This window comes from Amycolatopsis rifamycinica (genome assembly GCF_000695625.1).
Lineage (GTDB): Bacteria > Actinomycetota > Actinomycetes > Mycobacteriales > Pseudonocardiaceae > Amycolatopsis > Amycolatopsis rifamycinica.
The window spans coordinates 23,265-45,820 of the sequence record NZ_JMQI01000050.1 but is presented as its reverse complement, the minus strand read 5'-3'; the positions used below and the strand labels follow the sequence as shown (position 1 = coordinate 45,820).

Genomic DNA, 22,556 nt, shown 5'->3' with positions numbered 1-22,556 from the left:
CCCTCTCTCCCGACGGTACGGCTTCCGTTCACCTGCCGGTGCCGCGGCTGCGCTCACCAGGTCTACCCTCGAGGTTAGCTCGCCCTCAACACCGATGTTGGTAGTGTCCCGGCTCTTGGGCGACCTCATTGATGCTCTTCAATGTCTCTGCGCAGGTACGCCAGATACCTGTAACTGATGGTAACGGGTACCCACTGCGCCGCGTTGTGATGCGTGTCTCCCGAAGGGTAGATCCGCCGGCTCGAGTCACGGCCGAGAACGGATTTGGTCCCGCAACCGGGAAACCCGCTCGGCGAACTCCGGTGACGCCAGCGAGGCCAGCTGCGGCCGGATCTCGACGTCGACGGCGTCGGCGTGTTCGGCCAGGCCGGCGGTGGTGCGGAGACTGCGCTTGGTGGCGATCAGCGCTTCGCGCGGAGCGGCGACGGCGGGGTGAGCGAGCTCACGCGCGGCCGTCAGCAGCTCGTCGTGGCCGCCGTCGACCACGCGCAGCGCCAGCCCGGCGCGCACCGCGGCCTCGGCGTCGAGGGGCTGGCCGAACAACGTCATCGCGGCGGCCTGCTGCGGGCCGGCGAGCCGCTGCGTCATCCAGGTCATTCCGCCCCCGGGGTGCAGGCCGAGCTCGAGGAACCGGGCGACGAACTTCGCCCGCGGCCCGGCGAGCCGGACGTCCGCGGCGAGCGCGAGGTTCAGCCCGGCCCCGACGGCGGCACCCCCGACGGCGGCGATGGTCGGGAGCGCGCACCGCGCGACGGCGAGGAAGCCTTCGTAGATGGCACGCAGGCCGGCTTCGTCGGCGGCGGAGAGCGCGGACAGATCGGCGCCGGCGCAGAAGGCGGGCGGCGTCCCGGTGACGACGACGGCGTGCACGGACTCGTCCTGTTCGGCCGCCGCGACGGCGGCGGCGAGCTGCGCGGAGAGGTCGAGGGTCAGCGCGTTCCGGCTGCCGGGCGCGTCGACGGTGAGGAGGGCGACGCCGCCGGAGTGCTCGCTGACGATGCTGTCGGTCATGGCTTCAGCGTGGCACGCTCCGGTAGTTTCGGGTGCATGGGGGAACTGGTCGGGGTGCTGGTCAAGGGCATCGTCGTGGTGGTGGGCCACCTCCTGACGATGATCGACACGGTCGAGCTGTTCGGAGCCCGCCGCCGCCGGGCCCGCGCCGCGGCGGCGGCCCGCGGCGAGCGCGTGGAGTACCCGTGCGTGCTGCGCTCCGAAGAGCAGACGGCGGGCCGCGAGCGGCGCGGGTGGCTGGTGGCCGGGGAGGGCCCGGTGCGGTGGCGGTCCCCGCGCGAGGAGCCGGTGGTGTTCGCGCCGGGGGAGCTGACGATGCAGGCGGTGGACCGGCAGGCGGTGACGTTCCACGCGGCCGGCGGCCGCACGGAGCTGCGGCTGCACCCGGACGAAGCGCCGGCGGTGCTGCGCGCGCTGGGCGGCTGAGGGCGGCCTCCGGCCTCCGGCCCCCGGTGATCAGCGTATCGGCGAGGGCCGACAGTTCCGGGGGCCGTGCTGCTCAGTGCCGGGCCGGGCGGTAGGTCAGCACCTGCGTGTGGCCGTCGAAGGTCCGGGCCCCGAGCAGCTCGAGGTCGAAGTCGGCCACTCCGTCGAAGACCCGGTCCACGCCGGTGTCCCCGGAGATCACCGGGAAGACCGTCACCTCGATGGTGTCGACCAGGCCGGCGTTCAGGAGCGCGCGGTTGAGCGTCAGGCTCCCGTGGGAGCGCAGCGGCACGGCCGATTCGACCTTGAGACGCCGGACGACGTCGATCGGATCGCCGGGCTCGATGGTCGTGCCCGGCCAGTCGAGCGGTTCGGTCAGCCGGCTGGAAAGCACCGTCACCGGGGAGGCGAACATGCGCACGATCCACGTGTCGAGCAGGCCGCGGTCGAAGCCCGCGTCGAGGAACGGCGCGTTCCCCGCGTAGGTGCGGGCGCCGAGCACCATGCGCAGCGGGTCGCGGTGGGCGGCCGCGCGGTGAGCGAGGAACTCGGGGCCCTGCTTGCCCCAGTAACCGCCCCAGTCGCCGTTGTGGTTGGCGAAGCCGTCGAGCGTCGAGAAGATGTCGAAGGTGTAGGTGGCGGTCATCGTGGGGCTCCTCGCGGAAGTCGGTCGCGCCGGGCGGCGCCTCACTCCCGCTACGAACGCCACCGGCCCGATCCGACAGCCACCCCGGAACTTTTCGCGGGGAGTCCTCACTGCTCCGGCGTCGGCGGTCGCTCCAGCAGCCGGGAAAGCACCACCGTCGACACCGTCCGGTCCACGATCTCCAGTCCGCGCAGCCGCTCCAGCGCCGTCTCCAGGTGGTGGATGTCGGCCGCCCGCAGGTGGACGATCGCGTCCGCCGCGCCCGACACCGTGTACGCCGCCACCACCTCCGGCAACGGCTCCAGGCGGGACCGGATGCGGGCCGGCGTGATGTTGCCCTGGCAGGTGACCTCGACGAACGCCTCCGTTCCCCAGCCCAGGGCCTCCGGGTCGACCACCGCGGTGAAGCCCCGCAGGATGCCGGTCTCCAGCAGGCGATCCACGCGCCTCTTCACCGCCGGCGCCGAGAGGCCGACCACCTTGCCGATCTCCGCGTAGCTGCTTCGCGCGTTCGCCACGAGACACGAAACGATTCGCTGGTCGATGGTGTTCACACGCAACATTTAGCACAGATATGCGCAGCGAACAGCGATTGATTGCGATATTAGGTCCGCCTTACCCTGCACTCATGCAGGCGATGCGCGTACCGACCACCCGTCGATACCTGATGTGCCCTCCGCGCTACTTCGCGGTGGACTACGTGATCAACCCCTGGATGGACCCGACCCAGCCGGTCAGCGCGGACGTCGCCGTCGCGCAGTGGACCGAGCTGCGCGACACCTACCGCCGCCTCGGCCACACCGTCGAGGAGATCGAGCCCCAGCCCGGCCTGCCCGACATGGTCTTCGCCGCCAACTCCGGCACCGTCGTCGACGGCCGCGTGCTCGGCTCGCGGTTCCGCGCGCCGCAGCGCACCGCGGAGGCCGAGCACTTCCGCCGCTGGTTCGTCGAGCACGGCTACCGCGACATCACCATGCCGGAGAAGATCAACGAAGCCGAAGGCGACTTCGCCTGGACCGGCTCCCTGCTGCTCGCCGGCACCGGCTTCCGCACCGACCCGGCCGCGCACGCCGAGGCGCAGGAGGTCCTCGGCGTCCCGGTCGTCTCGCTGCAGCTGGTCGACCCGCGCTACTACCACCTCGACACCGCCTTGTTCGTGCTCGCCGAAGCGACGGACACGACCCGCGCGCAGATCGTCTACTACCCGGAGGCCTTCTCGGCCGGCTCGCGCCGCGTCCTGGAGCGGGTGTTCCCGGACGCCGTCCTCGCGACCAGGGAAGACGCCGAGTGCTTCGGCCTCAACGGCGTGTCCGACGGCCGCAACGTGGTCCTTCCGGTCGAAGCCACCCGGCTGGGTGAACTTCTGGCCGCACAGGGGTACGAACCGGTCTACGTCGACATCTCCGAGCTGCGGAAAGCCGGCGGCGGCCCGAAGTGCTGCACGCTGGAAATCCGCAAAGGCTGATCAACTCCCGAAAACGTGTAACTCACCCGTTTGCCAGCGCGATTAATCGAAGTAACAAATCGACTACTCACGGTGGCAGGCGGTGGGAGTGGTGACGGTGATCCTCGCCGTGCACGGAGTCGGCCGGCCGGCGCGCCCGCTCGATCCGGGGGAGGACGAGCGCTGGCTGACCGTCGAGCAGTTCGAACGCGTCCTCGACGTCGCCGCCGAGCGCGAAGACGTCCACCTGACCTTCGACGACGGCAACGACTCCGACGTCGAAATCGTCCTGCCGCGGCTGGTCGACCGCGGGCTGACGGCGGAGTTCTTCCCGCTCGCCGGCCGGCTCGGGCAGCGCGGCTACCTCGACCGCGACGGGCTGTGCGAGCTCGCGCGGGCCGGGATGGAGATCGGTTCGCACGGCTGGGAACCGCGTGACTGGCGGCGGCTCGACGACCGGCACGCCGACCGCGAACTGCGGGACGCGCCGAAGCTGCTCGGCGACCTCTGCGGCCGGCCGGTGCGGCGGTACTCGCTGCCGTTCGGCGCCTACGACCGGCGCGTGCTCGCGCGGCTGCGGCAGGCGGGTGCCACCCGGGTTTACTCCAGCGACGGCGGGGAGGTCCGCCGCGACGGCTGGCTGCAGGCGCGCACCGAGCTCCCGCACGACCTCGACGGCGACTGGCTCGACGCGGTGCTCGCCGGCTCCCGGCGGCGGACCCCGCGCTGGACGAACCGCCTCTTCCGCCGCCCCGCCCGCTGAACCCTCGTGAGGGGTAAGGCCGCTTCCGACCCGCCTCGACACTCATGACTCTGGGTGGATGGCGGCTGGGGCGTCCCGGCCAACGGGACACCGGCCTCCGCGCACCTGGACCGATGAGCAGCGTTTTCGTCAAGTTCGGCCACGTGATGGGAAATTCCCGCACCTGCGGGGCTTGAGTGAGCACGGTTCCGGGGTGCATCCTGGTGCCCCGCCGCCGTAAGGAAAGTTTCCTAACTAAAGGGAGCACCAGGAATGCGGAAACTGATCCTGCTCGCGACGCTCGCGCTGGCGGCGGCCTTGCTGCCGTCGGCCCTCGCGTCGGCGTCGCCCGCCCCGGCCGCGGCCCCGGCCGCCGCGGAAGCCGCCCCCACGGCAGCCCAGCTGCTCGCCAAAACCGCCGGCTGCAACCAGATCTCGAACGGCAAGTACAAGACCGACGAAGACGTTTCCGGCAAGACGGTCGCGGTCTGCGACGCCAACGGCGCGGTCTTCTGGAAGGCCGACATGGACATCGACTGCGACGGCCAGCGCACCACCGAGTGCAACGAAGACACCGACTGCTGCTTCCAGGCCGACACGGCGTTCCACCAGTCCGACGGCAAGCCGCTCAACGCCGCGAAGCTGCCCTACATCGTCGTGCCGAGCTCCAGCAGCATCTGGAAGTACTCCTCCTCCGGCCTCAAGGGCGGCGGCTCCTGCGCGGTGATCTACAACGGCAAGGTCGAGTACGCGGTCATCGGCGACACCGGCCCGTCGCAGATCATCGGCGAAGCCTCCTACGCGACGGCGAAGGACCTCGGCATCAACCCCGACCCGTCCAACGGCGGCACCGACTCCGGCGTCACGTACATCTGCTTCAAGAACTCGGCCGTCTCGCCGATCGAGAACCACGCGAACGCGGTGAGCAAGGGCCAAAGCCTCGCCACCACTTTCGTGAACAACAACTGACACCTATTCACGAGCCGGCGGCGGATCGTGGTTCCCGGCCACGGTCCGCCGCCGAATCGAAACGTGATTCGCACCGGAATCCCTTGCGTCTCACCGCAGTCTCACGCTGTCCCCCGTTCGCCACGCCCGCGGTAACGATCCAGGGGCGCCCGCCGACCAACTTGAGGGTCGCGCGGAATAGCGGAGGTTGTGGCGTGAAGATCAGTGTCTTCGGGCTCGGTTACGTCGGTTGTGTCTCCGCCGCGTGCCTGGCGGGGCAGGGGCACCGGGTGGTCGGCGTGGACGTCAACCCGGTGAAGATCGACCTCATCACGCAGGGCAACGCCCCCGTGGTCGAGGAGCGGATCGGCGAGCTGACCGCCGAGGTCGTCGCGAGCGGCGCGCTGAGAGCCACGACCGACGTCGCCGAAGCCGTCGCCGACAGCGAGATTTCGCTGGTCTGCGTCGGGACGCCGTCGGCGCCGAACGGCAGCCTTTCCACCGTCTACCTCGAGCGCGTCGCCGAGGAAATCGGGGAAGCGCTCGCGCTGAAGAGCGAGCGGCACACCGTCGTCTTCCGCAGCACGATGCTGCCGGGCACCTGCCTGGACCTGCTGGTCCCGATCCTGGAGAAAGCCTCGGGCCGCACGGCCGGCGTCGATTTCGGCGTCGCGGTGAACCCGGAGTTCCTGCGCGAGGGCACCAGCGTCCGCGACTTCTTCGACCCGCCGAAGACGGTGATCGGCGAGATCGACACCGCGAGCGGGGACGCCGTCGCCGGGCTGTACGAGGGGCTGCCCGGCCCGGTGTTCCGCGTGCCGATCCCGGTCGCGGAAATGACGAAGTACGCCGACAACTCCTTCCACGGCTTGAAGATCGGCTTCGCCAACGAGCTCGGCGCCATCTGCCGGGCACTGGGCCTCGACTCGCACCAGGTGATCGACGTCTTCCTCGCCGACACCAAGCTCAACATCAGCCCCGCCTACCTCAAGCCCGGGTTCGCCTTCGGCGGCTCGTGCCTGCCGAAGGACCTGCGCGGGCTCGTCTACGCCGCGCACCGCGCCGACGTCAGCGTGCCGATCCTGTCGCACGTGCTCGCGTCGAACGACGACCACCTGCAGCGCGCGTTCGACCTGGTGGCGCGCACCGGCAAGCGGAAGGTCGGGCTGTTCGGGCTGTCGTTCAAGCCGGGCACCGACGACCTGCGCGAGTCGCCGCTGGTCGAGCTGGCCGAGAAGCTGCTCGGCAAGGGCTACGACCTGAAGATCTACGACGCCAACGTCAGCCTTTCGCGGCTGATGGGCGCCAACCGCGAGTACATCGAGGGCCGGCTGCCGCACCTCGGCCAGCTGCTCGCCGGGACCGTCGAAGAAGTGGTGAACCACGCCGACGTCCTGCTCGTGGGCACCAAAGACCCGGACGTCCTGGCGGCCCTGCCGCACGGCCGGGAGATCGTCGACCTCGTCCGCCTGCCCGACGCCGCCGAGCGTCGCCTTGAAGAGGGATACGCCGGCCTTGCTTGGTAAAGCGCTCATCCTCGTCGAAAACCTCTCCGTTCCCTTCGACCGGCGCGTCTGGCAGGAGTCCACGACCCTGCGCGACGCCGGGTGGGAAGTCCACGTGATCTGCCCGCAGGGCACGAAACGCGACACCGAGGCCGAAGCCGTCGTCGACGGCGTCCACATCCACCGCTACCCGCTGAAGGCGGCGACCGGCGGCCCGGCGGGCTACCTGCAGGAGTACGGCACCGCGCTGTGGCACACGCTGCGGCTGGCCCGCAAGGTCGGGCCGGTCGACGTCGTGCACGCCTGCAACCCGCCGGACCTGCTGTACCTGGTCGCGAAGGTGCTCAAGCGCCAGGGCGCGAAGTTCGTCTTCGACCAGCACGACCTGTGCCCCGAGCTGTACCTCTCGCGGTTCGACCGCGGGCAGGACCTGCTCTACCGCGGGGTGTGCGCGCTCGAACGCGCCACCTACCGCGCCGCCGACGTCGTCATCTCGACGAACGAGAGCTACCAGCAGGTCGCCCGGATCCGCGGCGGCAAGAAGCCCGAAGACGTCTTCGTCGTGCGCAGCGCGCCGGTCGTCGAGCGGTTCCACGAGGTTCCCGCGGAGCCCGAGCTGAAGAAGGGCAAGCCGCACCTGCTGGCCTACCTCGGCGTGATGGGCCCGCAGGACGGCGTCGACTACGCCCTGCGCGCGCTCGCGAAGCTGCGGGACGAGATCGGCCGCACCGACTGGCACGCGGTGTTCGTCGGCTCGGGCGACGCGTTCGACGACATGGTCGCGCTGTCGGCGAAGCTCGGGCTGGCCAACCAGGTCGAGTTCACCGGCCGGATCTCCGACGAGGACCTGGTCCGCTACCTGTCCACCGCCGACGTCTGCCTGTCGCCGGACCCGCTGAACCCGCTCAACGACGTCTCCACGATGAACAAGGTCATGGAGTACATGGCGATGAGCAAGCCGATCGTCTCGTTCGAGCTGCGGGAAGCGCGGGTGTCCGCCGGTGACGCGGCGGTCTACGCCCCGGCGAACGACGAGTCGGCGTTCGCGAAGCTCGTCGCCCAGCTGCTCGACGACCCGGAGGAACGGGTTCGCATGGGCAAGCTCGGCCAGGCCAGGGTGGCGGGGCCCCTTTCCTGGGAGAACTCCGCGAAGAACCTGCTCGCCGCGTATGAGCACGCCGTGAAGTCTTGATCGCCATTCGGTCAAGAAGTCACCCGGACGTGTAACCAATGCCTCCGGTCCGACGACGGTTGGGGTAACCGGCCGATCAACTGGATCCGTTCGGCGTACCCGTCTCAGGAATGGAGATCCCGCCGTTGACTGAAGACACGGTGCGCCTGGCCCTGGTCGGGCAGGTCCTGCGACGGCGTTGGCGGCTGCTGGCCGCCATCGCCGTGCTGGGCGCGCTGATCGGCGCCGGAGCGTCGGTCCTGTTCTCGCCCGGCTACAAGACGACGGCCAGCGTGCTGCTCCAGGGCCCGCGCCAGGCCGACGAGCTGCTCACCCAGGCCGACATCGCGAAGGCTTCGGTCGTCCTCGACCGCGCCGCGGCCATGCTGCCGTGGCACCCCAGCGGCGCCGACCTGAAGGACCAGGTCAGCACGTCGGTGGCGCAGAGCAACGTCGTGACGATCACCGTCTCCGCCGACACCGCCGAACACGCCCAGCAGCTCGCCGACCAGGTCGCCCAGCAGTACGTCAAGTTCGCCGGGCAGCTGGCGAGCAACTCCGCCGACGCTTCGGTGCAGCTGGCCCAGGAACAGCGCGAGTCGCTGCGCCAGCAGGTCAAGCTCACCACGGAGAAGATCAGCGACCTCGCCAAGAACGTCGGCGGCGACCTGACCGTGGAGAGCGTGCAGGTCCGCACCCAGCTCGAAGGCCTGAAGTCGTCGCTGGAGCAGGCGATCAACGACCTGAACGAAGCCGATCTCGCGACCGGCGTCGGCAACACCGTCGTGCTCGGGCCGTCGCAGCGCCCGACGTCACCGGCGGCCCCGACGATGACGCAGTTCGTCGCCGGGGGTGCGGTGCTGTTCTTCCTCGCCGGCTTGATCGGCCACCTGTTCACCGCCCGCACCGACCGGCGCCTCCGCGGCGAGCCGCAGATCGCCGCCGCGCTCGGCGCGCCGATCCTGGCCGGCGTCGACGTCACCACCCCGGAAGGCGACCGCCGCCCGGCCACCGGCTTCCTCGGCAAGGTGCGGCACCTGCTCGGCGGCGACCGGCCGTGGGTGCTGCCGCCGGTCGCGACCTCGGCCGACGAGGTCAACCGCGACATCCGCTACCGCCGGGTGCTGGCCCGGGTGGCCACCGGTCCCGCCGACGTTCTGCTGCTGGTGGCCGAGGACGACGAGACCGGCCGCCTGGCCGCCGCGCAGCTCGCCGAACTGGCCGACCGGCTCTCCGTGCCGCTGCGGGTCTTCGAGTTCTCGCCCGACCGGCCGACCGTGCCGGACGCAACGGCGAGCTCCGGCGTGCTGGTCGTGCTGGGTGCCGGCACGCGCACCGCGTGGCAGCTCGTCCGGCTCGCCGAGGCCGCCGCCGACGCCGGCCAGGAGATCGTCGGCGCCGTCCTCACCCACCCCGTCCGGCCGCCTGCGCCGGAGGACCCCGGACCCGCGGCGGAAGCCCCCGAGAAAGCTCTGGCAGGTTCGGCGTGACGACTCCCTCCTCGCAGGCCCAGGCCGCCCCGCTGATCGATCTGCAGCGCCTGTTCGTCGCCATCCGCCGCCGCAAGCGCATCTGGCTGGCCACCGCGCTGCTCGGGCTCATCGCCGGCGCGGCACTGGCCGTCGCGCTGCCCGCGCCGCCGACCGCGGTCGCCAAGGTCATCGTGGTCCACCAGGACGACTCGCCGACCGACAGCGGCACGCTGATGCGCACCGACGTCGCCGTCCTGCAGACGACCCAGGTCGCCGAGGCGGCGCTGAAGAAGCTGGGCAGCACCGATTCGCCCGAAGACTTCATGAAGAACTACGCGGGCCTCGGGCTGACGAACAACATCCTGCAGATCACGGTCAAGGCCAAGAGCAACGAAGAGGCCGTGTCGCGGGCGCAGGCGCTGGCCGAGACGTTCATCGCCGACCACGTCAAGCGCAGCCAGGCGGCCGCGGCCGCCCAGTCGCAGGCCATCCTCGACCAGCGCAAGAACGCCCAGGACGAGCTGGCCAAGGTCGAGCAGCAGATCGTCGCCGAGGAGGGCAAGGGCCGCCAGGCCAGCCAACCCGCCCTCGAGAACCTCTACAGCCGCCGCGCGGCGCTCACCGCGCAGATCACCGACTTCACCTCGCGCGCCCAGCAGGCCGGCATCGGCAGCCCGCAGGTCGCCGCGGGGACCCAGATCGTCGACGCGGCCCGCGTGCTGCCCAAGGCGTTCCTCAAGACCACCGCGACCAACGCCGGCATCGGGTTCGCGCTCGGCCTGGCCCTCGGGCTCGCGCTCGTCGCCGTCGGCGCGGTCTCGCGCGACCGGCCGGTGCTGCGCCGCGAGATCTCGACGCACCTCGGCGCGTCCGTGATCGCGCAGCTGCCGTCGAAGCCGCGCGGGCCCGCCCGGCTGTGGCGGCGCTCGCGCGCGGTCACCGAACGCCGGCGCGTCGCCACGACGCTGGTCCGCCTGATCAAGCAGGACCCGCGCGAGGTGTCGCTGCTGGAGCTCGGCGCGCCGAAGGTCGCCGCCGCACTCGGCCTGGACATCGCGAGCGAGCTGGCCACCGAGGGCGCCGCGAGCGTCGTCGACGACCTGCCGGGCGAGGACGTCCGCAAGCTGGCGCAGGAAACCCAGAGCGACGTCCCGGTCGTCGGAGCCGGCGACCCGGCCGGGACGCCGGAGGAGCGCCGCGTCGGCGTCGGCACGGTCTCGCCGGGCACGGCGTGGACCGACCTGGAGCATCTCGGCAAGGAGACCGTGCTGGTCGTGAAGGCCGGGCACGCGAACACGCTGTGGCTGCACACGGTCGCGCGGCAGCTGGCCGACCAGCAGATCCCGATCATCGGCGTCGTGCTGGTCGACCCGGACCCGCGCGACAAGTCCGACGGAACGCTGTGGGACGGCCTGCACACGGCCCTGCGCGGACGCGGCCGCCCGGCCGCCGCCGCCGCGGCGCCGCCGGCCTCGGCCGAGCGCGAAGACCGGCTGGACGAGCTGGTCGCCCGCGTCGCCGAGCGCGTCGCCACCACCGAACAGCCGACGCGCCGGTTCACCCCGGTCCGGCCGGTGCTCCCGCCCGCACTCGCCACCCCGCGGCCGCCGGCGTCGCCGCTGCCGCCACCGGGCCGGGTGAGCGTCCCGGACCACCTGAACGCGCCGACGAAGAAGTTCGCGCCGGTCAAGCCCCCGAAGCGGCGGCCGACGCCCTTCAAGCGCGACCAAGCCGAACCGACCCACCAGGGCGAACTGAACGCCGGACTCGAGCCCGAAAAGAGCAGTGTGACCACCGGGGCTTCGCCCCGGGCCGGGGGCTCCGCCACCCAGACCCCCGAAAAGAGTGCTGTGACAACCGGGGCTTCGCCCCGGGCCGGGGGCTCCGCCACCCAGACCCCCGAAAAGAGTGCTGTGACAACCGGGGCTTCGCCCCGGACCGGGGGCTCCGCCACCCAGACCCCCGAAAAGAGTGCGTGAGTCTCCCGACCCGCGCCGCGACCGAAGGGGAACGCACCCGAGATGTGCGGCATCGCAGGCACCTACCTCTGGCCGGACGGCGGGCCGCTCACCGACCGGCTGACGAAGACGCTGGCCCACCGCGGCCCGGACGGTTCCGGCCGCTACGAGCACCGCGCCGGCCCCGGTGAAGTCCACTTGGGACACCGGCGGCTCTCGATCATCGACCTGTCCGAGACCGGCGCCCAGCCGATGGTCCTCGACGGGCTCGCGCTGAGCTACAACGGCGAGCTGTACAACGCGCCCGAGCTGCGGGCCGAGCTGTCCGCGGCCGGCGTCCGCTTCCGCGGGACGTCCGACACCGAGGTCCTGCTGCAGGCGTGGCGGCGCTGGGGCACCGACTGCCTGCCGAAGCTGCGCGGCATGTTCGCCTTCGCGCTGTTCGAGGAAGGCACCGGCGAGCTGTTCCTGGTCCGCGACCAGCTGGGCATCAAGCCGCTGTTCTTCGTGCAGCGGGACGGCGGGGTCGCGTTCGCCTCCGAGCTCAAAGCCCTCGCGGGTGAGCTCGGCGGGTCGCTGCAGGTCGACAACGCCGCGCTGATCGCGTCGCTGCTCTACTACTGGGTGCCGGACAGCCGGTGCGCCTACCAGGGCGCGGAGAAGCTGCAGCCGGGCACGTGGCTGCGCTGCCGCCCGGACGGCCAAGTCGACCGCGGCCGGTTCTGGTCGCTGCGGGAGGTCGCCGAGGAGGGCGCGGCCTTCGACGGCGAGGTCGACCTGCACGCCGTGATCGCCGAGTCGACGGCCAAGCACCTGCTCTCCGACGTCCCGGTGGCGACCTTCCTCTCGGGCGGGCTCGACTCCAGCTACCTGACAGCGCTGGCCGCGCGGTCGCAGCCCGGGATCTCGGCCTACACCATCGGGTTCCGGGCCGAAGACGCCAAGTTCGAAGCCATGCCGGACGACCTCAAGTACGCCCGGATCGTGGCCGAGCAGTTCGGCGTCGACCTGCACGAAATCGAGATCGCGCCGCAGGTGCTCGACCTGCTGCCGAAGATGACCTACCACCTCGACGAGCCGATCGGCGACCCGGCGGCGATCAACTCGTTCCTGATCTGCTCGGCCGCGCGCGAGGCCGGCGTCAAGGTGATGCTGTCCGGAATGGGCGCCGACGAACTGTTCGCCGGCTACCGCAAGCACCTCGCGAACCTGATCGCCCTGCGCTACCACAAGGTGCCGGGTGCGGTCCGGAAGCCGGTCGAGTCCCTTGTGGACAGACTGCCGGTGGCGTCGGCCAAGCGCGGCTACCGGTCGGTGCGGTTCGCGAAGCGGTTCCTGTCCTTCGCGGGCCTGCCCGAGGAGACGGCGTTCCGGCGCAGCTACACGATGTACGACCGCGCCGAGCTGGTTTCGCTGCTGAACCCGGACTTCGCCCCGCTGGTCGACGACGTCCTCACCGAGCACGCGGACACCTACCACGACCAAGCGCTCGACGACTTCGTCAACCGGATGTGCCTGGCGGACTCGCGGATGTTCCTCCCCGGGCTGAACCTGACCTACACCGACCGCTCGACGATGGCGGCGTCCACCGAGGTGCGGACCCCGTTCGTCGACGTCGAGGTCGTGCGGGCGGCGTTCAAGATCCCGGGGAACAAGAAGATCGTCGGCCGCGCCGGGAAGATGGCCTTGAAGAACGCGGCGTTGAACATCCTGCCGAGCGAGATCGTGCACCGGCCGAAGGGCCTGTTCAGCGCGCCGCTGCGGGCTTGGATGAGCCGTGACCTGGCGCCGCTGGTGCGCGAAGTCGTCAACGAAGGGGTGCTCGTCTCGTCGGGCTTCCTGCAGCGCGAGGCGTTGCAGCGCATGGTCGCCGAGGACGCCGCCGGTCAGGAAGACCGCGGCAAGCACCTCTGGCACGTCTTGACCCTCGAATACTGGTACCGGAACGCGATGTCTGGAGCGGGAGCGAAGTGAAGCAGGTAGTCCAGAACTACAAGAGCGGGGAACTGGCGCTCCTCGACGTGCCCGAGCCGGCGTGCAAGCCGGGTGGCGTGCTGGTGCGGACGGTGTACTCGCTGATCTCGACCGGCACCGAGATGATGAAGGTGTCCGAGGCCAGCATGTCGCTGGTGGGCAAGGCGAAGGCGCGGCCGGACCAGGTCGCGAAGGTCATGCAGAGCGTGGCCACCAACGGCCTCTCGGCCACCTACCGCAAGGTGACGTCCAAACTGGACTCCTACACCCCGCTCGGCTACTCGCTGTGTGGCATCGTCGAGCGGGTTGGCGACGGCATCACCGACGTGGCGGTGGGCGACCTGGTGGCCTGCGCGGGCAACGAGCACGCGCTGCACTCCGAGCTCAACTGGGTGCCCAAGAACCTGTACTCGCGCGTTCCGGCCGGCGTCGACCCGCGGCACGCGGCGTTCGGCACGGTCGGGTCCATCGCGATGCAGGGCGTCCGCCGCGGTGAGCCCCAGATCGGCGACGTCGCCCTGGTCATCGGCCTCGGCCTGATCGGCCAGCTGGTGGTGCAGCTGCTGTCGTCGTCCGGCGTGCGCGTCGTCGGCGTCGATCCCGACCCGGAGCGCTGCAAGCTCGCCGAGAGCCTCGGCGCGCTGACCTGCGCGCACCCGGCGTCCGGCATCGTCGACACGGCCGTGGACGAGCTGACGCACGGCGCGGGCGTCGACCAGACCTACCTCGCCGCCGGCGGCAACACGAACGACCCGGTGGAGCTGGCCGCGAAGCTGTCGCGCGACCGCGGCCGCGTCATCGACATCGGCAAGTGCAAGCTCGACCTGCCGTGGAACGCCTACTACGAGAAGGAACTGGACGTCCGGTTCTCGCGCTCCTACGGGCCGGGCCGCTACGACCCGTCGTACGAGCTCGAAGGCCGTGACTACCCGATCGGCCAGGTCCGCTGGACCGAGCGCCGCAACCTGGAGTGCGTCCTCGACCTGATCGCGCGCGACAGGCTGGACGTCGAGCCGCTGATCACGCACGTCTCGGACTTCTCCGACGCGGTTTCGACGTACCAGTCGCTGAACGAGGGCGCGTTGAAGGCCGTGGCGGTGCTGTTCCGCTACCCGGACGCGGTCGCCCGGACGGAGCCCGTGGTGACCTCCGCACGGGTCGCGGTGGCGTCGTCTTCGGCAACCGCCCTCCCGGCGGGGCAGCCGGTGCGCCTGGGCTTCGTCGGGGCGGGGAACTACGCGTCGTCGATGCTGCTGCCGCACCTGGTCGAGCGGGACGACGTCCAGCTCAAGCACGTCGCGACCACGTCGGCCCTGTCGGGCGCCAACGCGCGGCGCAAGTTCGGCTTCGCCGAGGCGTCGACGGACATCGACAACGTCCTCGGCGACTCGTCCATCGACGCGGTGTTCGTCGTGACCCGCCACAGCTCGCACGCCGAGCTGACCCGGCAGGCGTTGCTGGCGGGCAAGACGGTGTTCGTCGAGAAGCCGCTCGCGCTGTCTCCCGAAGAGCTGCAGAAGGTCCTCGACGCGATCGAGGAGTCCGGCAACGACCGCCTGCAGGTCGGCTTCAACCGCCGGTTCGCGCCGCTGCTGCACGAGGCCCGCGACCAGTTCGGCCCGCGCGTCGGACCGGCGACCGTCCGGTACCTGGTCAACGCCGGCCGCCTCGACCACGGCAGCTGGTACAACCAGACGGAGTCGGAGGGGTCGCGCTTCGCCGGCGAGGGCGGCCACTTCATCGACACGGTGAGCTGGCTGCTCGACGCCGACCCGGTCTCGGTGTACGCCACCGGCGACCTCCAGGTGACCCTCGGCTACCCGGACGGTTCGACGGCGGTGATCACCTACGCCGAGACGGGCTCGTCGGGCTTCCCGAAGGAAACCTTGGACCTCACCGCGGACGGCAAGGTCCTCAAGTTCGACGACTTCGTCCGCGCGTCGGTGTACTCGCGGAAGAAGTGGGCCAGCTCGCGCATCCCGAAGGGCCGGGACAAGGGGCAGGCCGCGGAGGTGAACGCCTTCCTGGAGGCGGTCCGGACCGGCGGCCCGATGCCCATCTCGATCACCTCGCTGGCGGCGACGACGCTGGCGACGCTGGCCGCGCAGACGAGCGTCGCGAACGCGGCGCCGGTGCGGATCGAGCTGCCGCGGAAGGCGGGTGCCCCGGCATGATGGGTCCCGGCTGGTACCTGCGCCGGTTGTCCCGGATGGGGCCGGCGGAGGTCGTCGGGCGCGCGCGGCACGCCGTCGTCCAGCGGCAGTGGCGGTCCGCGCCGCCGACGCCCCCCGATTGGCCGTCGCACCCCCGGTTCACGGCCACGCTGCCCGCCGGGGCGCTGGACAAGGTGTCCGGCGAAGCGGCCAAGCGGCTGCTGGCGACGGCCGACGAGCTGATGGCCGGCCGCGCGGAGTACTTCGGCGTCGAGCGCACGGATTTCGAGGCGCCCGACTGGTTCCTCGACCCGAAGACCGGGCGTCGCGCGCCTTCGGCCGTGTACGCGTTCGACGTCCCGTACCGGTCGGAGGACACGGTCGGCGACATCAAGCAGATCTGGGAGCCGTCGCGCCACCAGCACCTCACCGTGCTGGCCGCGGCTTACGCCCTGACCGGCTCTTCGGCGTACGCCGCGCGCGCGGCCGAGCACCTGCGGTCGTGGTGGGCGGCGAACCCGCCGTTGCGGGGGCCGCACTGGGTGAGCGGCATCGAGCTGGGTATCCGCCTCCTGTCGTGGGTCTGGACGCGCCGGCTGCTCGACGGCTGGCCGGGCGTGGCGGAGCTGTTCGAGGAGAACCCGGACTTCCAGCTCCAGCTGTGGCACCACCAGAACTGGCTCGCGACGCTGCGCAGCCACGGCTCGTCGGCGAACAACCACGTGATCGCCGAGGACGCCGGTCTGCTGGCCGCGGCGTGCGCGTTCGGCTGGTTCCCGGAGTCGGCGGGCTGGCGGGCCGCGGCGATGCGCTCGCTGGACGTCCAGCTGGGGCGCAACACGTTCGATTCCGGCCTCAACGCCGAACTGGCGTCCGAGTACCACGGCCTGGTGCTGGAACTCGGCCTGGCGGCGGCGGCCGAGGCCGACGCCGCGGGCACCCCGGCGCCGGACTCGACGTGGGACGTCCTGCTCCGGATGACCGACGCCCTGGCGTCCATTGTGGACCAGAGGCTGCGCCCGCCCCGCCAGGGCGACGCCGACGACGGCTTCGGCCTGATCGTCGACGGCACGGCGACGGACCGCTGGGCCTCGCTGCTGGCCTCGGGGGACGCGCTGTTCGGCCGCCTGGACTGGTGGCCACCGGTCCCGGCCGACGACGTGCGGACACCGCTGCTGGCGTCGTTGGTGTCGCGCACCCCGCGGGTATCGGGTGCCCGCCCCGGCCGCCGGCAGGCGCACCTGCGGGACGCGGGGATGACGATCCTGCGCTCGGGCCCGGTATGGGTCCGCTGCGACGGAGGCCCCCACGGGTTCCTGTCGATCGCGGCGCACGCCCACGCGGACGCACTGTCGCTGGAGGTCCGCCACGACGGCGTGGACATCCTGGCCGACCCGGGCACGTTCTGCTACCACGGCGAACCGCGGTGGCGGCAGTACTTCCGCTCGACCCTCGGCCACAACACCCTCGAGCTGGCCGGCCGCGACCAGTCGGTCTCGGGCGGCCCGTTCCTGTGGACCCGCCACGCGGTGACGAGGGTCCTGGAGGTCCACACCCCGGACAACGGCCCGGCCCGCTGGTCCGCAGCCCACGACGGTTACGCCCCGGCCCTCCACCGCCGCACGGTCGACCTGGACGGCGACGTGCTGAAGATCGTCGACGAGGTCCTGGGCGACCAGCCACCGGAGGAGGCACGCCTGGCGTTCCACTTCGGCCCATCGGTGACGGTGATGCTGGACGGCACCACGGCCCGCCTCCGCTGGACGGCCGCGCCGGAGTCGCCGCTCGTCGGTGCGCCCAGCGCTGGGCGGCCCGACTCCTCGGTTGCCGGTGCGCCCGGCGCTGGGCACCTCGGTTCCTCGGTTGCCGGTGCGCCCGACGCCGTTGGGGGAGAGGGCCTCATCGGTTCCCCCGCCGGCGCTGGGCAGCCCGGCTCCCCGGTTCGCGACGGGGGCCGGGCGGCCGGTTCCGTTGCTGCCGCCGGCCGGGTCGGTCCTGCCACCGGCGGTGGGGCTTCGGCGGGTGCCGCCGGCGATCCGCTTGTCGGGCGGGTCTCCGGTTCTCTTGCCGGCGCCGTGCGCACCGCCGTCATGGAGTTGCCTTCCGAGCTCTCGTGGACCGTGCACCGCGGGGATACCGAGCCGCCGCTTGGCTGGTACTCCGCGGGGTTCGGGCGCAAGGAACCCGCCACCACCCTTGTCGGCTCCGGGTCGCCCGGACTTCTCACCACCCTGCTCCGCTTCAGTTAGGACCCGCCCGTGACAGTCCGCCGCTTCCGACTTCGCCGTGCAGCTCCGTTGCTCGGTGTCCTGCTCACGGTCGCGGCGTGCTCGGGCGGGCCCGATACCGACGGCGGCCCGGCCCAGGCCACCGCGGCTCCCAGCGGGTCGGTCGCCGCCGTGTGCGACAAGCAGCCCGCCGGTCCGGCCGCCGCGCCGGCCGGGGCCGTCGTCGTCGATCCCGCCGTGCCGGGGGACCTGGCGGCGAAGACACGCTCGGCCGCTCCCGGTACGACGTTCTGGCTCAAGCCCGGCAAGCACATCCTCGGCGACGACAAGTACGACCAGGTGTCCCCCAAGGACGGTGACGTCTACGTCGGCGCCCCCGGCGCTGTCCTCGACGGCCGCAAGATCAACCAGTACGCCTTCACCGGCCACGCGGTCAACGTCAAGATCACCTACCTGACCGTGCAGGGTTTCGCCGCCCCGCACGACGAAGGCGTGGTCAACCACGACTCCGGCGACGGCTGGGCGATCGAGCACTCGACCGTCCAGGACAACGACGGCGCCGGGCTGATGGCGGGCGCCCGCCAGCAGGTGCGCGGCAACTGCCTGCGCCGCAACGGCCAGTACGGCATGAACGCCTACTCCGGCGGCACGCCGCTGACCGCGCTCGTCGTCGAGGGCAACGAGATCGCCGGCAACAACACCGGCGACTGGGAAGCGAAGATCGACGGCTGCGGCTGCAGCGGCGGAGTCAAGTTCTGGGCCGTGAACGGCGCCGACGTGCGGGGCAACTGGGTGCACGACAACCACGGCACCGGGCTGTGGGCCGACACGAACAACAACGACTTCCTCATCGAGGGCAACCTCATCGAGAACAACGACAGCGCCGCGCTGATCTACGAGATCAGCTATAACGCGGTCATCCGCGACAACACGATCCGCAAGAACAACTGGGCCGACGGCCGCCGGTACGCCGACAAGAGCGACAATTTCCCGACCTCGGCGATCTACATCTCCGAGTCCGGTGGCGAGCCGCGGATCAAGGCCCGCACGGCGAAGATCGACGTCTCCCGCAACTACCTGGAGAACAACTGGTCCGGGATCACGCTGTGGGAGAACGCCGACCGGTTCTGCAACAGCCCGGCCAACACCTCCTCGGGCGACTGCACCCGGCTGGTGCCGTCGGTCAAGCAGTGCGCGGCCCCGGCGATCACCAGCGGCGCGCTGCTGGCCGACTGCCGCTGGAAGACCCAGCACGTCGACATCCACGACAACAAGTTCGTCCTCGACCCGGCGGTCGTCGGATGTCAGGCCTCCTGCGGCCGGATGGGCCTGCTGTCGAACTTCGGCAGCTACCCGGACTGGTCGCCGTACCGCGGCGACGTCGTCCAGGAGGCGATCACGTTCAAGCAGGACAACCGCTGGCACGACAACAGCTACGCCGGCCCCTGGACGTTCATCGCCTACTCGGCCGACCGCGTCCTCCAGATCGGCGAGTGGGAGGGTGCGCCGTACTCGCAGGACAGCGGCAGCACCTTCACCGCGCAGGGCGGGGGCTGACATGACCGCACACACCGGACCGGCCGGTCGGGCCGGATCGACCGGATCGACCGGGCTGAGCGGCCTCCGCGGCGACGCCGCGCCCGAGCCGGCGTCTTCGACGCCGAAGTGGGCCGGCCTGGCGTGGGCGCTCCTGATCCTCAACACGCTCGGCTCGACCGGCGCCAAGACGGTCCTCCCGCTGCCGCGGTCGGTCAGCCAGCTGGTCACCATGGGCTCGCTGATGACGGCCTTCGTGATCGCGCTGGCCCTGAACAAGCACCTGCGGATCCGCCCGAGCGCGTACCTGACCCTGCTGACGGTGTTGCTGGGGGCCAGCATCCTCTCCAGCGCCGACCTCCAGGAGGGCTTCGGCGCGCTGTTCCGGTGCTTCCGGCTCACGGTGTTCGTCTCCACGCTCTGGTTGCTGACCCGCTGGTGGGACGGCGGGTTCAGCTTCGTCCGGTACCACATCCGCACGTACGCGGTCGTGCTCGCGTCGGTGGCGGTCGGCCTGGTGATCTCGCCCGGCAACGCGATGCCGGAGGAGTACGGCGGCCGGCTTTCGGGCGCGGTCTGGCCGCTGACCCCGCCGCAGATCGGCCAGTACGCAGCGGTCATCTCCGGGCTCACGCTCCTCCTCTGGTTCGGGCGCCGCACGACCTGGCGCAGCGCGCTGGGGATCGTGGTACCGGTGCTGGGACTGCTGCTGCTCACGCACACCCGCACGGCGACGCTCGGCCTCGTCGCCGGCCTGGCGGTGGCCTTCCTGTCGATGGTGCTGACCAGTGCCCGCGCCCGGAAGGTGTTCGCGTGGACGGTCGGTATCGGCGGGGTGGCCGGCGTGGTCCTGGCGGGTGCGCTGCAGACGTGGTTCCTCCGCGGGCAGAGCGCCGACAACTTCTCCAGCCTGACCGGCCGCGCGAAGGTGTGGGACGCGCTGCTGGAGGCCCCGCGGACGACGGCGGAGTACATCTTCGGCGTCGGCCTGACGGACAAGTCCTACGACGGCCTCCCGATCGACAACAGCTGGCTCGCGATCTACCACGAGCAGGGTTTCCTGGGCATTGCGTTGGTCGCCGCGTTCTTGCTCACCTTGAGCGTCGTCGCGGTCCTGCGGCCGCCTTCGCTGGCGAGGGCGTGCGCGATCTTTTTGATCACCTACTGCGTTTCGGCCTCCTACACCGAAGCGGGTCTCGGCGACGCGTCGCCGTACCTGCTGCACCTGGCGGTCGCCGCGTCACTGCTGGTCCGCGGGGTGCCGCAGTACGACGAACAAGCATTCATCCCGGCGAAGGGGGCAGACGTGCGAGGTGCAGGCGCGTGAAGGTGCTCGTGGTGCACAACCGGTACCGGTCCGAGCAGCCGAGCGGCGAGAACAACGTCGTCGACGCGGAGGTGACGCTCCTCGCCGAGGGCGGTCACCAGGTGTCGTTGTTCGAACGCCGCAGCGACGACATCGCGGAGATGCCGCTGCCCCGCAAGGCCGCGGTGCCGCTGATGGTGCCGTGGAACCCGGCGGTGCGGAAGGAGCTCGCCGGCCGGCTGCGGGCGTCGCGCCCGGACGTCGTGCACATCCACAACACGTTCCCGCTGCTGTCGCCGTCGGTGGTCGCCGCGTGCGCGGACGCGGGCGTGCCCGCGGTCGCGACACTGCACAACTACACGATGGTCTGCCCGCCCGGCACGCTCCACCGCGACGGCCGCATCTGCACCGAGTGCGTCGGCGGCTCACCGCTGCCGGCGGTGAAGCACGGCTGCTACCGCGGTTCCAGCGCGGCCACGCTCCCGATGGCGGCGAGCATGGTCGCGAACCGGCGCCGGTGGTGGACGGGCGTTTCCCGGTTCTTCTGCATTTCGGCGGCCCAACGTGACCTCCTGGTGTCGGCCGGGATGCCCGGCGAGCGGATGGCGGTGAAGCACAACTTCGTCACCGACCCCGGTGTCCGCCGGACCGGCGCCGGACGGCACGTGCTGTTCCTCGGCCGCGTCACCGAGGAGAAGGGGGTCGGCCTGCTGATGCGCGCCTGGGAGCGTCTCGACGGTGCCTTGGGCGTGCCGCTGGTCATCGCCGGGACCGGCCCGATGCAGGACCAGGTCGCGGCCTGGGCCGCCACCCGCGACGACGTCTCGTACGTCGGCCTGCAGAACAAGGCGGAATGCCGTGCCCTGACCGCCGACGCGGTGGCGGTGGTCGCCCCCTCGACGTGGCTGGAAGCCTTCGGCCTGGTGGTGGTCGAGGCGATGGCCGCCGGCGTGCCGACGGTCGCGGCCGCGCACGGCGCGTTCCCCGAACTCGTCGACGACGGAGTGACGGGCCTGCTGCACGTCCCGAACGACGCGGCCTCACTCGCCGACCGCCTGCGCGCGGTGATCGGCGACCGCAACCGCGACATGGGCGACGCGGCCCGCGTCCGGTACGAGAAGGACTTCACCCCCGCGGTCGGCCTGGACCGCTTGATCGCCGGTTACGAGGCGGCGATCGAGGCGTGAGGCAGCTGGTCCGGACCGCGCCCGCGGCCCTGCCGGCCGCACTGCGCGCCCCGCTGGCGATGACGGCCGCCCTGGCGACCGCGGTCGTCGTGGCGCTCGGCATCCTGCACTTCCGCGACGCGAGCCTGACCGGCATCGACGCGGCTGTGCTCCCTTCGCTCTATCCGGTCCAGCCGCCATGGCGGTACGTCGCCCTGGTCGTCGACTTCGGTGGCGAGCCGGTGGGGTCGGTGATCCTGATCGCGCTCCTTTCGGCAGTGTGCTGGCTGGTCCGCCTCGTCCGGACGGCCGTGGTGACGGTGCTGGGTGTCGCGGTGACGGTCGCGGTGACGACGGTGCTGAAGCCGGTGGTCGGCCGCACCATCCACGGCGAGTTCCTGTCGTACCCGAGCGGGCACACGGCCCTGGCGACGGCGCTCGCGCTGATCATCGCGCTGGTGCTCACCCAGCGGCTGGGGCTGGGGCGCCCCGCCGGGGCCGCACTGGCGCTGGGGTTGGCGGTGGTGGCCGGGCTGGTGATGGGCTGGGCCGAGGTGGCGTTGGGCGCGCACTACCCGACAGACGCCCTCGGCGGGTTCTGCGCTGCGCTGGCCGCCGTCCCGGCTACGGCTTGGGTGGTGGATCGGGTGGCCGACCGGCTCTGAGCGCGCGCCAGGGCGCGGAGTCGAGAGTCGGTCGCCCGCCGGGGCGGTGGGCGAAAGAGTCCACTGTGGACATGCTGGCTGTCGATGCGGTCATGTCTTCGACGGTACCGAACACCCGTGCGAATGCCAGTCGCTGAATCGGGTGAACAGTCGCGCCGAAATTCTCCGTTCGCGACTTTTCCCTTATGCCACAACGGAAATCTGT

At 71.3% G+C, this 22,556-nt stretch carries 18 protein-coding genes; 15 read left to right on the top strand and 3 right to left on the bottom strand.

Translation table 11 applies throughout. The features are described 5' to 3' along the window. Window positions 1-246: 246 nt before the first annotated feature. A complete protein-coding gene (locus DV20_RS23515) occupies window positions 247-1,011 on the bottom strand; it encodes an enoyl-CoA hydratase (RefSeq protein WP_043783810.1) in 765 nt (254 codons plus the stop codon). Between the two features lie 36 nt (window positions 1,012-1,047). Between DV20_RS23515 and DV20_RS23510 the strand changes: the two genes are divergently transcribed. After that, window positions 1,048-1,437 carry a hypothetical protein gene (locus DV20_RS23510; RefSeq protein WP_043783808.1) on the top strand — a complete coding sequence of 130 codons (390 nt, stop codon included), beginning with the start codon at window positions 1,048-1,050 and terminating at the stop codon, window positions 1,435-1,437. Between the two features lie 73 nt (window positions 1,438-1,510). Here the strand turns inward: DV20_RS23510 and DV20_RS23505 are convergent, their stop codons facing one another. Together DV20_RS23505 and DV20_RS23500 are read right to left on the bottom strand one after the other, a co-directional pair. Further along, window positions 1,511-2,083: a dihydrofolate reductase family protein gene (locus DV20_RS23505; protein ID WP_043783806.1), complete on the bottom strand. Its 573-nt coding sequence runs from the start codon at window positions 2,081-2,083 to the stop codon at window positions 1,511-1,513. A gap of 107 nt (window positions 2,084-2,190) precedes the next feature. Then, window positions 2,191-2,637: an Lrp/AsnC family transcriptional regulator gene (locus DV20_RS23500; protein WP_043783804.1), complete on the bottom strand. Its 447-nt coding sequence runs from the start codon at window positions 2,635-2,637 to the stop codon at window positions 2,191-2,193. Window positions 2,638-2,711: 74 nt separating this feature from the next. On the opposite strand from DV20_RS23500, the gene ddaH reads away from it, so the two are divergent. The 14 genes from ddaH (at window position 2,712) to DV20_RS23430 (ending at window position 22,351) form a co-directional block, all read left to right on the top strand. After that, entirely contained in the window at window positions 2,712-3,548 is an 837-nt protein-coding gene (gene ddaH, locus DV20_RS23495) for a dimethylargininase (protein WP_084093625.1), read from the top strand. 82 nt (window positions 3,549-3,630) lie between these two features. Continuing rightward, entirely contained in the window at window positions 3,631-4,290 is a 660-nt protein-coding gene (locus DV20_RS23490) for a polysaccharide deacetylase family protein (protein ID WP_043783801.1), read from the top strand. A 252-nt stretch (window positions 4,291-4,542) separates the two neighbouring features. Continuing rightward, complete coding sequence (locus tag DV20_RS23485; RefSeq protein WP_043783800.1) at window positions 4,543-5,238, top strand: glycoside hydrolase family 75 protein; 696 nt, start codon at window positions 4,543-4,545, stop codon at window positions 5,236-5,238. A gap of 194 nt (window positions 5,239-5,432) precedes the next feature. Next, window positions 5,433-6,743: a nucleotide sugar dehydrogenase gene (locus DV20_RS23480; RefSeq protein ID WP_043783798.1), complete on the top strand. Its 1,311-nt coding sequence runs from the start codon at window positions 5,433-5,435 to the stop codon at window positions 6,741-6,743. Further along, entirely contained in the window at window positions 6,733-7,914 is a 1,182-nt protein-coding gene (locus tag DV20_RS23475) for a glycosyltransferase family 4 protein (RefSeq protein ID WP_167344394.1), read from the top strand. The genes DV20_RS23480 and DV20_RS23475 overlap by 11 nt, the downstream gene beginning before the upstream one ends. 110 nt (window positions 7,915-8,024) lie before the next feature. Next, the gene (locus tag DV20_RS23470) at window positions 8,025-9,383 is read left to right on the top strand and encodes an exopolysaccharide biosynthesis protein (protein ID WP_043783797.1); all 1,359 of its coding nucleotides are present in this window, start codon (window positions 8,025-8,027) and stop codon (window positions 9,381-9,383) included. Beyond that, window positions 9,380-11,344 (top strand): Wzz/FepE/Etk N-terminal domain-containing protein, encoded by a 1,965-nt coding sequence (locus DV20_RS23465; RefSeq protein ID WP_043783796.1) that lies wholly within the window; start codon window positions 9,380-9,382, stop codon window positions 11,342-11,344. Before DV20_RS23470 ends, DV20_RS23465 begins: the two co-directional genes overlap by 4 nt. Before the next feature lie 42 nt (window positions 11,345-11,386). Continuing rightward, window positions 11,387-13,297: an asparagine synthase (glutamine-hydrolyzing) gene (gene asnB, locus DV20_RS23460; RefSeq protein ID WP_043783795.1), complete on the top strand. Its 1,911-nt coding sequence runs from the start codon at window positions 11,387-11,389 to the stop codon at window positions 13,295-13,297. Then, window positions 13,294-15,471, top strand: a complete 2,178-nt coding sequence (locus DV20_RS23455; protein WP_043783794.1) for a bi-domain-containing oxidoreductase — start codon at window positions 13,294-13,296, stop codon at window positions 15,469-15,471. Before asnB ends, DV20_RS23455 begins: the two co-directional genes overlap by 4 nt. Then, entirely contained in the window at window positions 15,468-17,699 is a 2,232-nt protein-coding gene (locus DV20_RS23450) for a heparinase II/III family protein (protein ID WP_051736100.1), read from the top strand. Before DV20_RS23455 ends, DV20_RS23450 begins: the two co-directional genes overlap by 4 nt. Before the next feature lie 9 nt (window positions 17,700-17,708). Then, window positions 17,709-19,235, top strand: a complete 1,527-nt coding sequence (locus DV20_RS23445; protein ID WP_043783791.1) for a right-handed parallel beta-helix repeat-containing protein — start codon at window positions 17,709-17,711, stop codon at window positions 19,233-19,235. Between the two features lie 118 nt (window positions 19,236-19,353). Then, the gene (locus tag DV20_RS23440; RefSeq protein WP_043783965.1) at window positions 19,354-20,541 is read left to right on the top strand and encodes a membrane protein; all 1,188 of its coding nucleotides are present in this window, start codon (window positions 19,354-19,356) and stop codon (window positions 20,539-20,541) included. Next, window positions 20,538-21,707 carry a glycosyltransferase gene (locus tag DV20_RS23435; RefSeq protein ID WP_043783790.1) on the top strand — a complete coding sequence of 390 codons (1,170 nt, stop codon included), beginning with the start codon at window positions 20,538-20,540 and terminating at the stop codon, window positions 21,705-21,707. The genes DV20_RS23440 and DV20_RS23435 overlap by 4 nt, the downstream gene beginning before the upstream one ends. Further along, entirely contained in the window at window positions 21,704-22,351 is a 648-nt protein-coding gene (locus DV20_RS23430) for a phosphatase PAP2 family protein (protein ID WP_043783789.1), read from the top strand. The genes DV20_RS23435 and DV20_RS23430 overlap by 4 nt, the downstream gene beginning before the upstream one ends. Window positions 22,352-22,556: the final 205 nt, after the last annotated feature.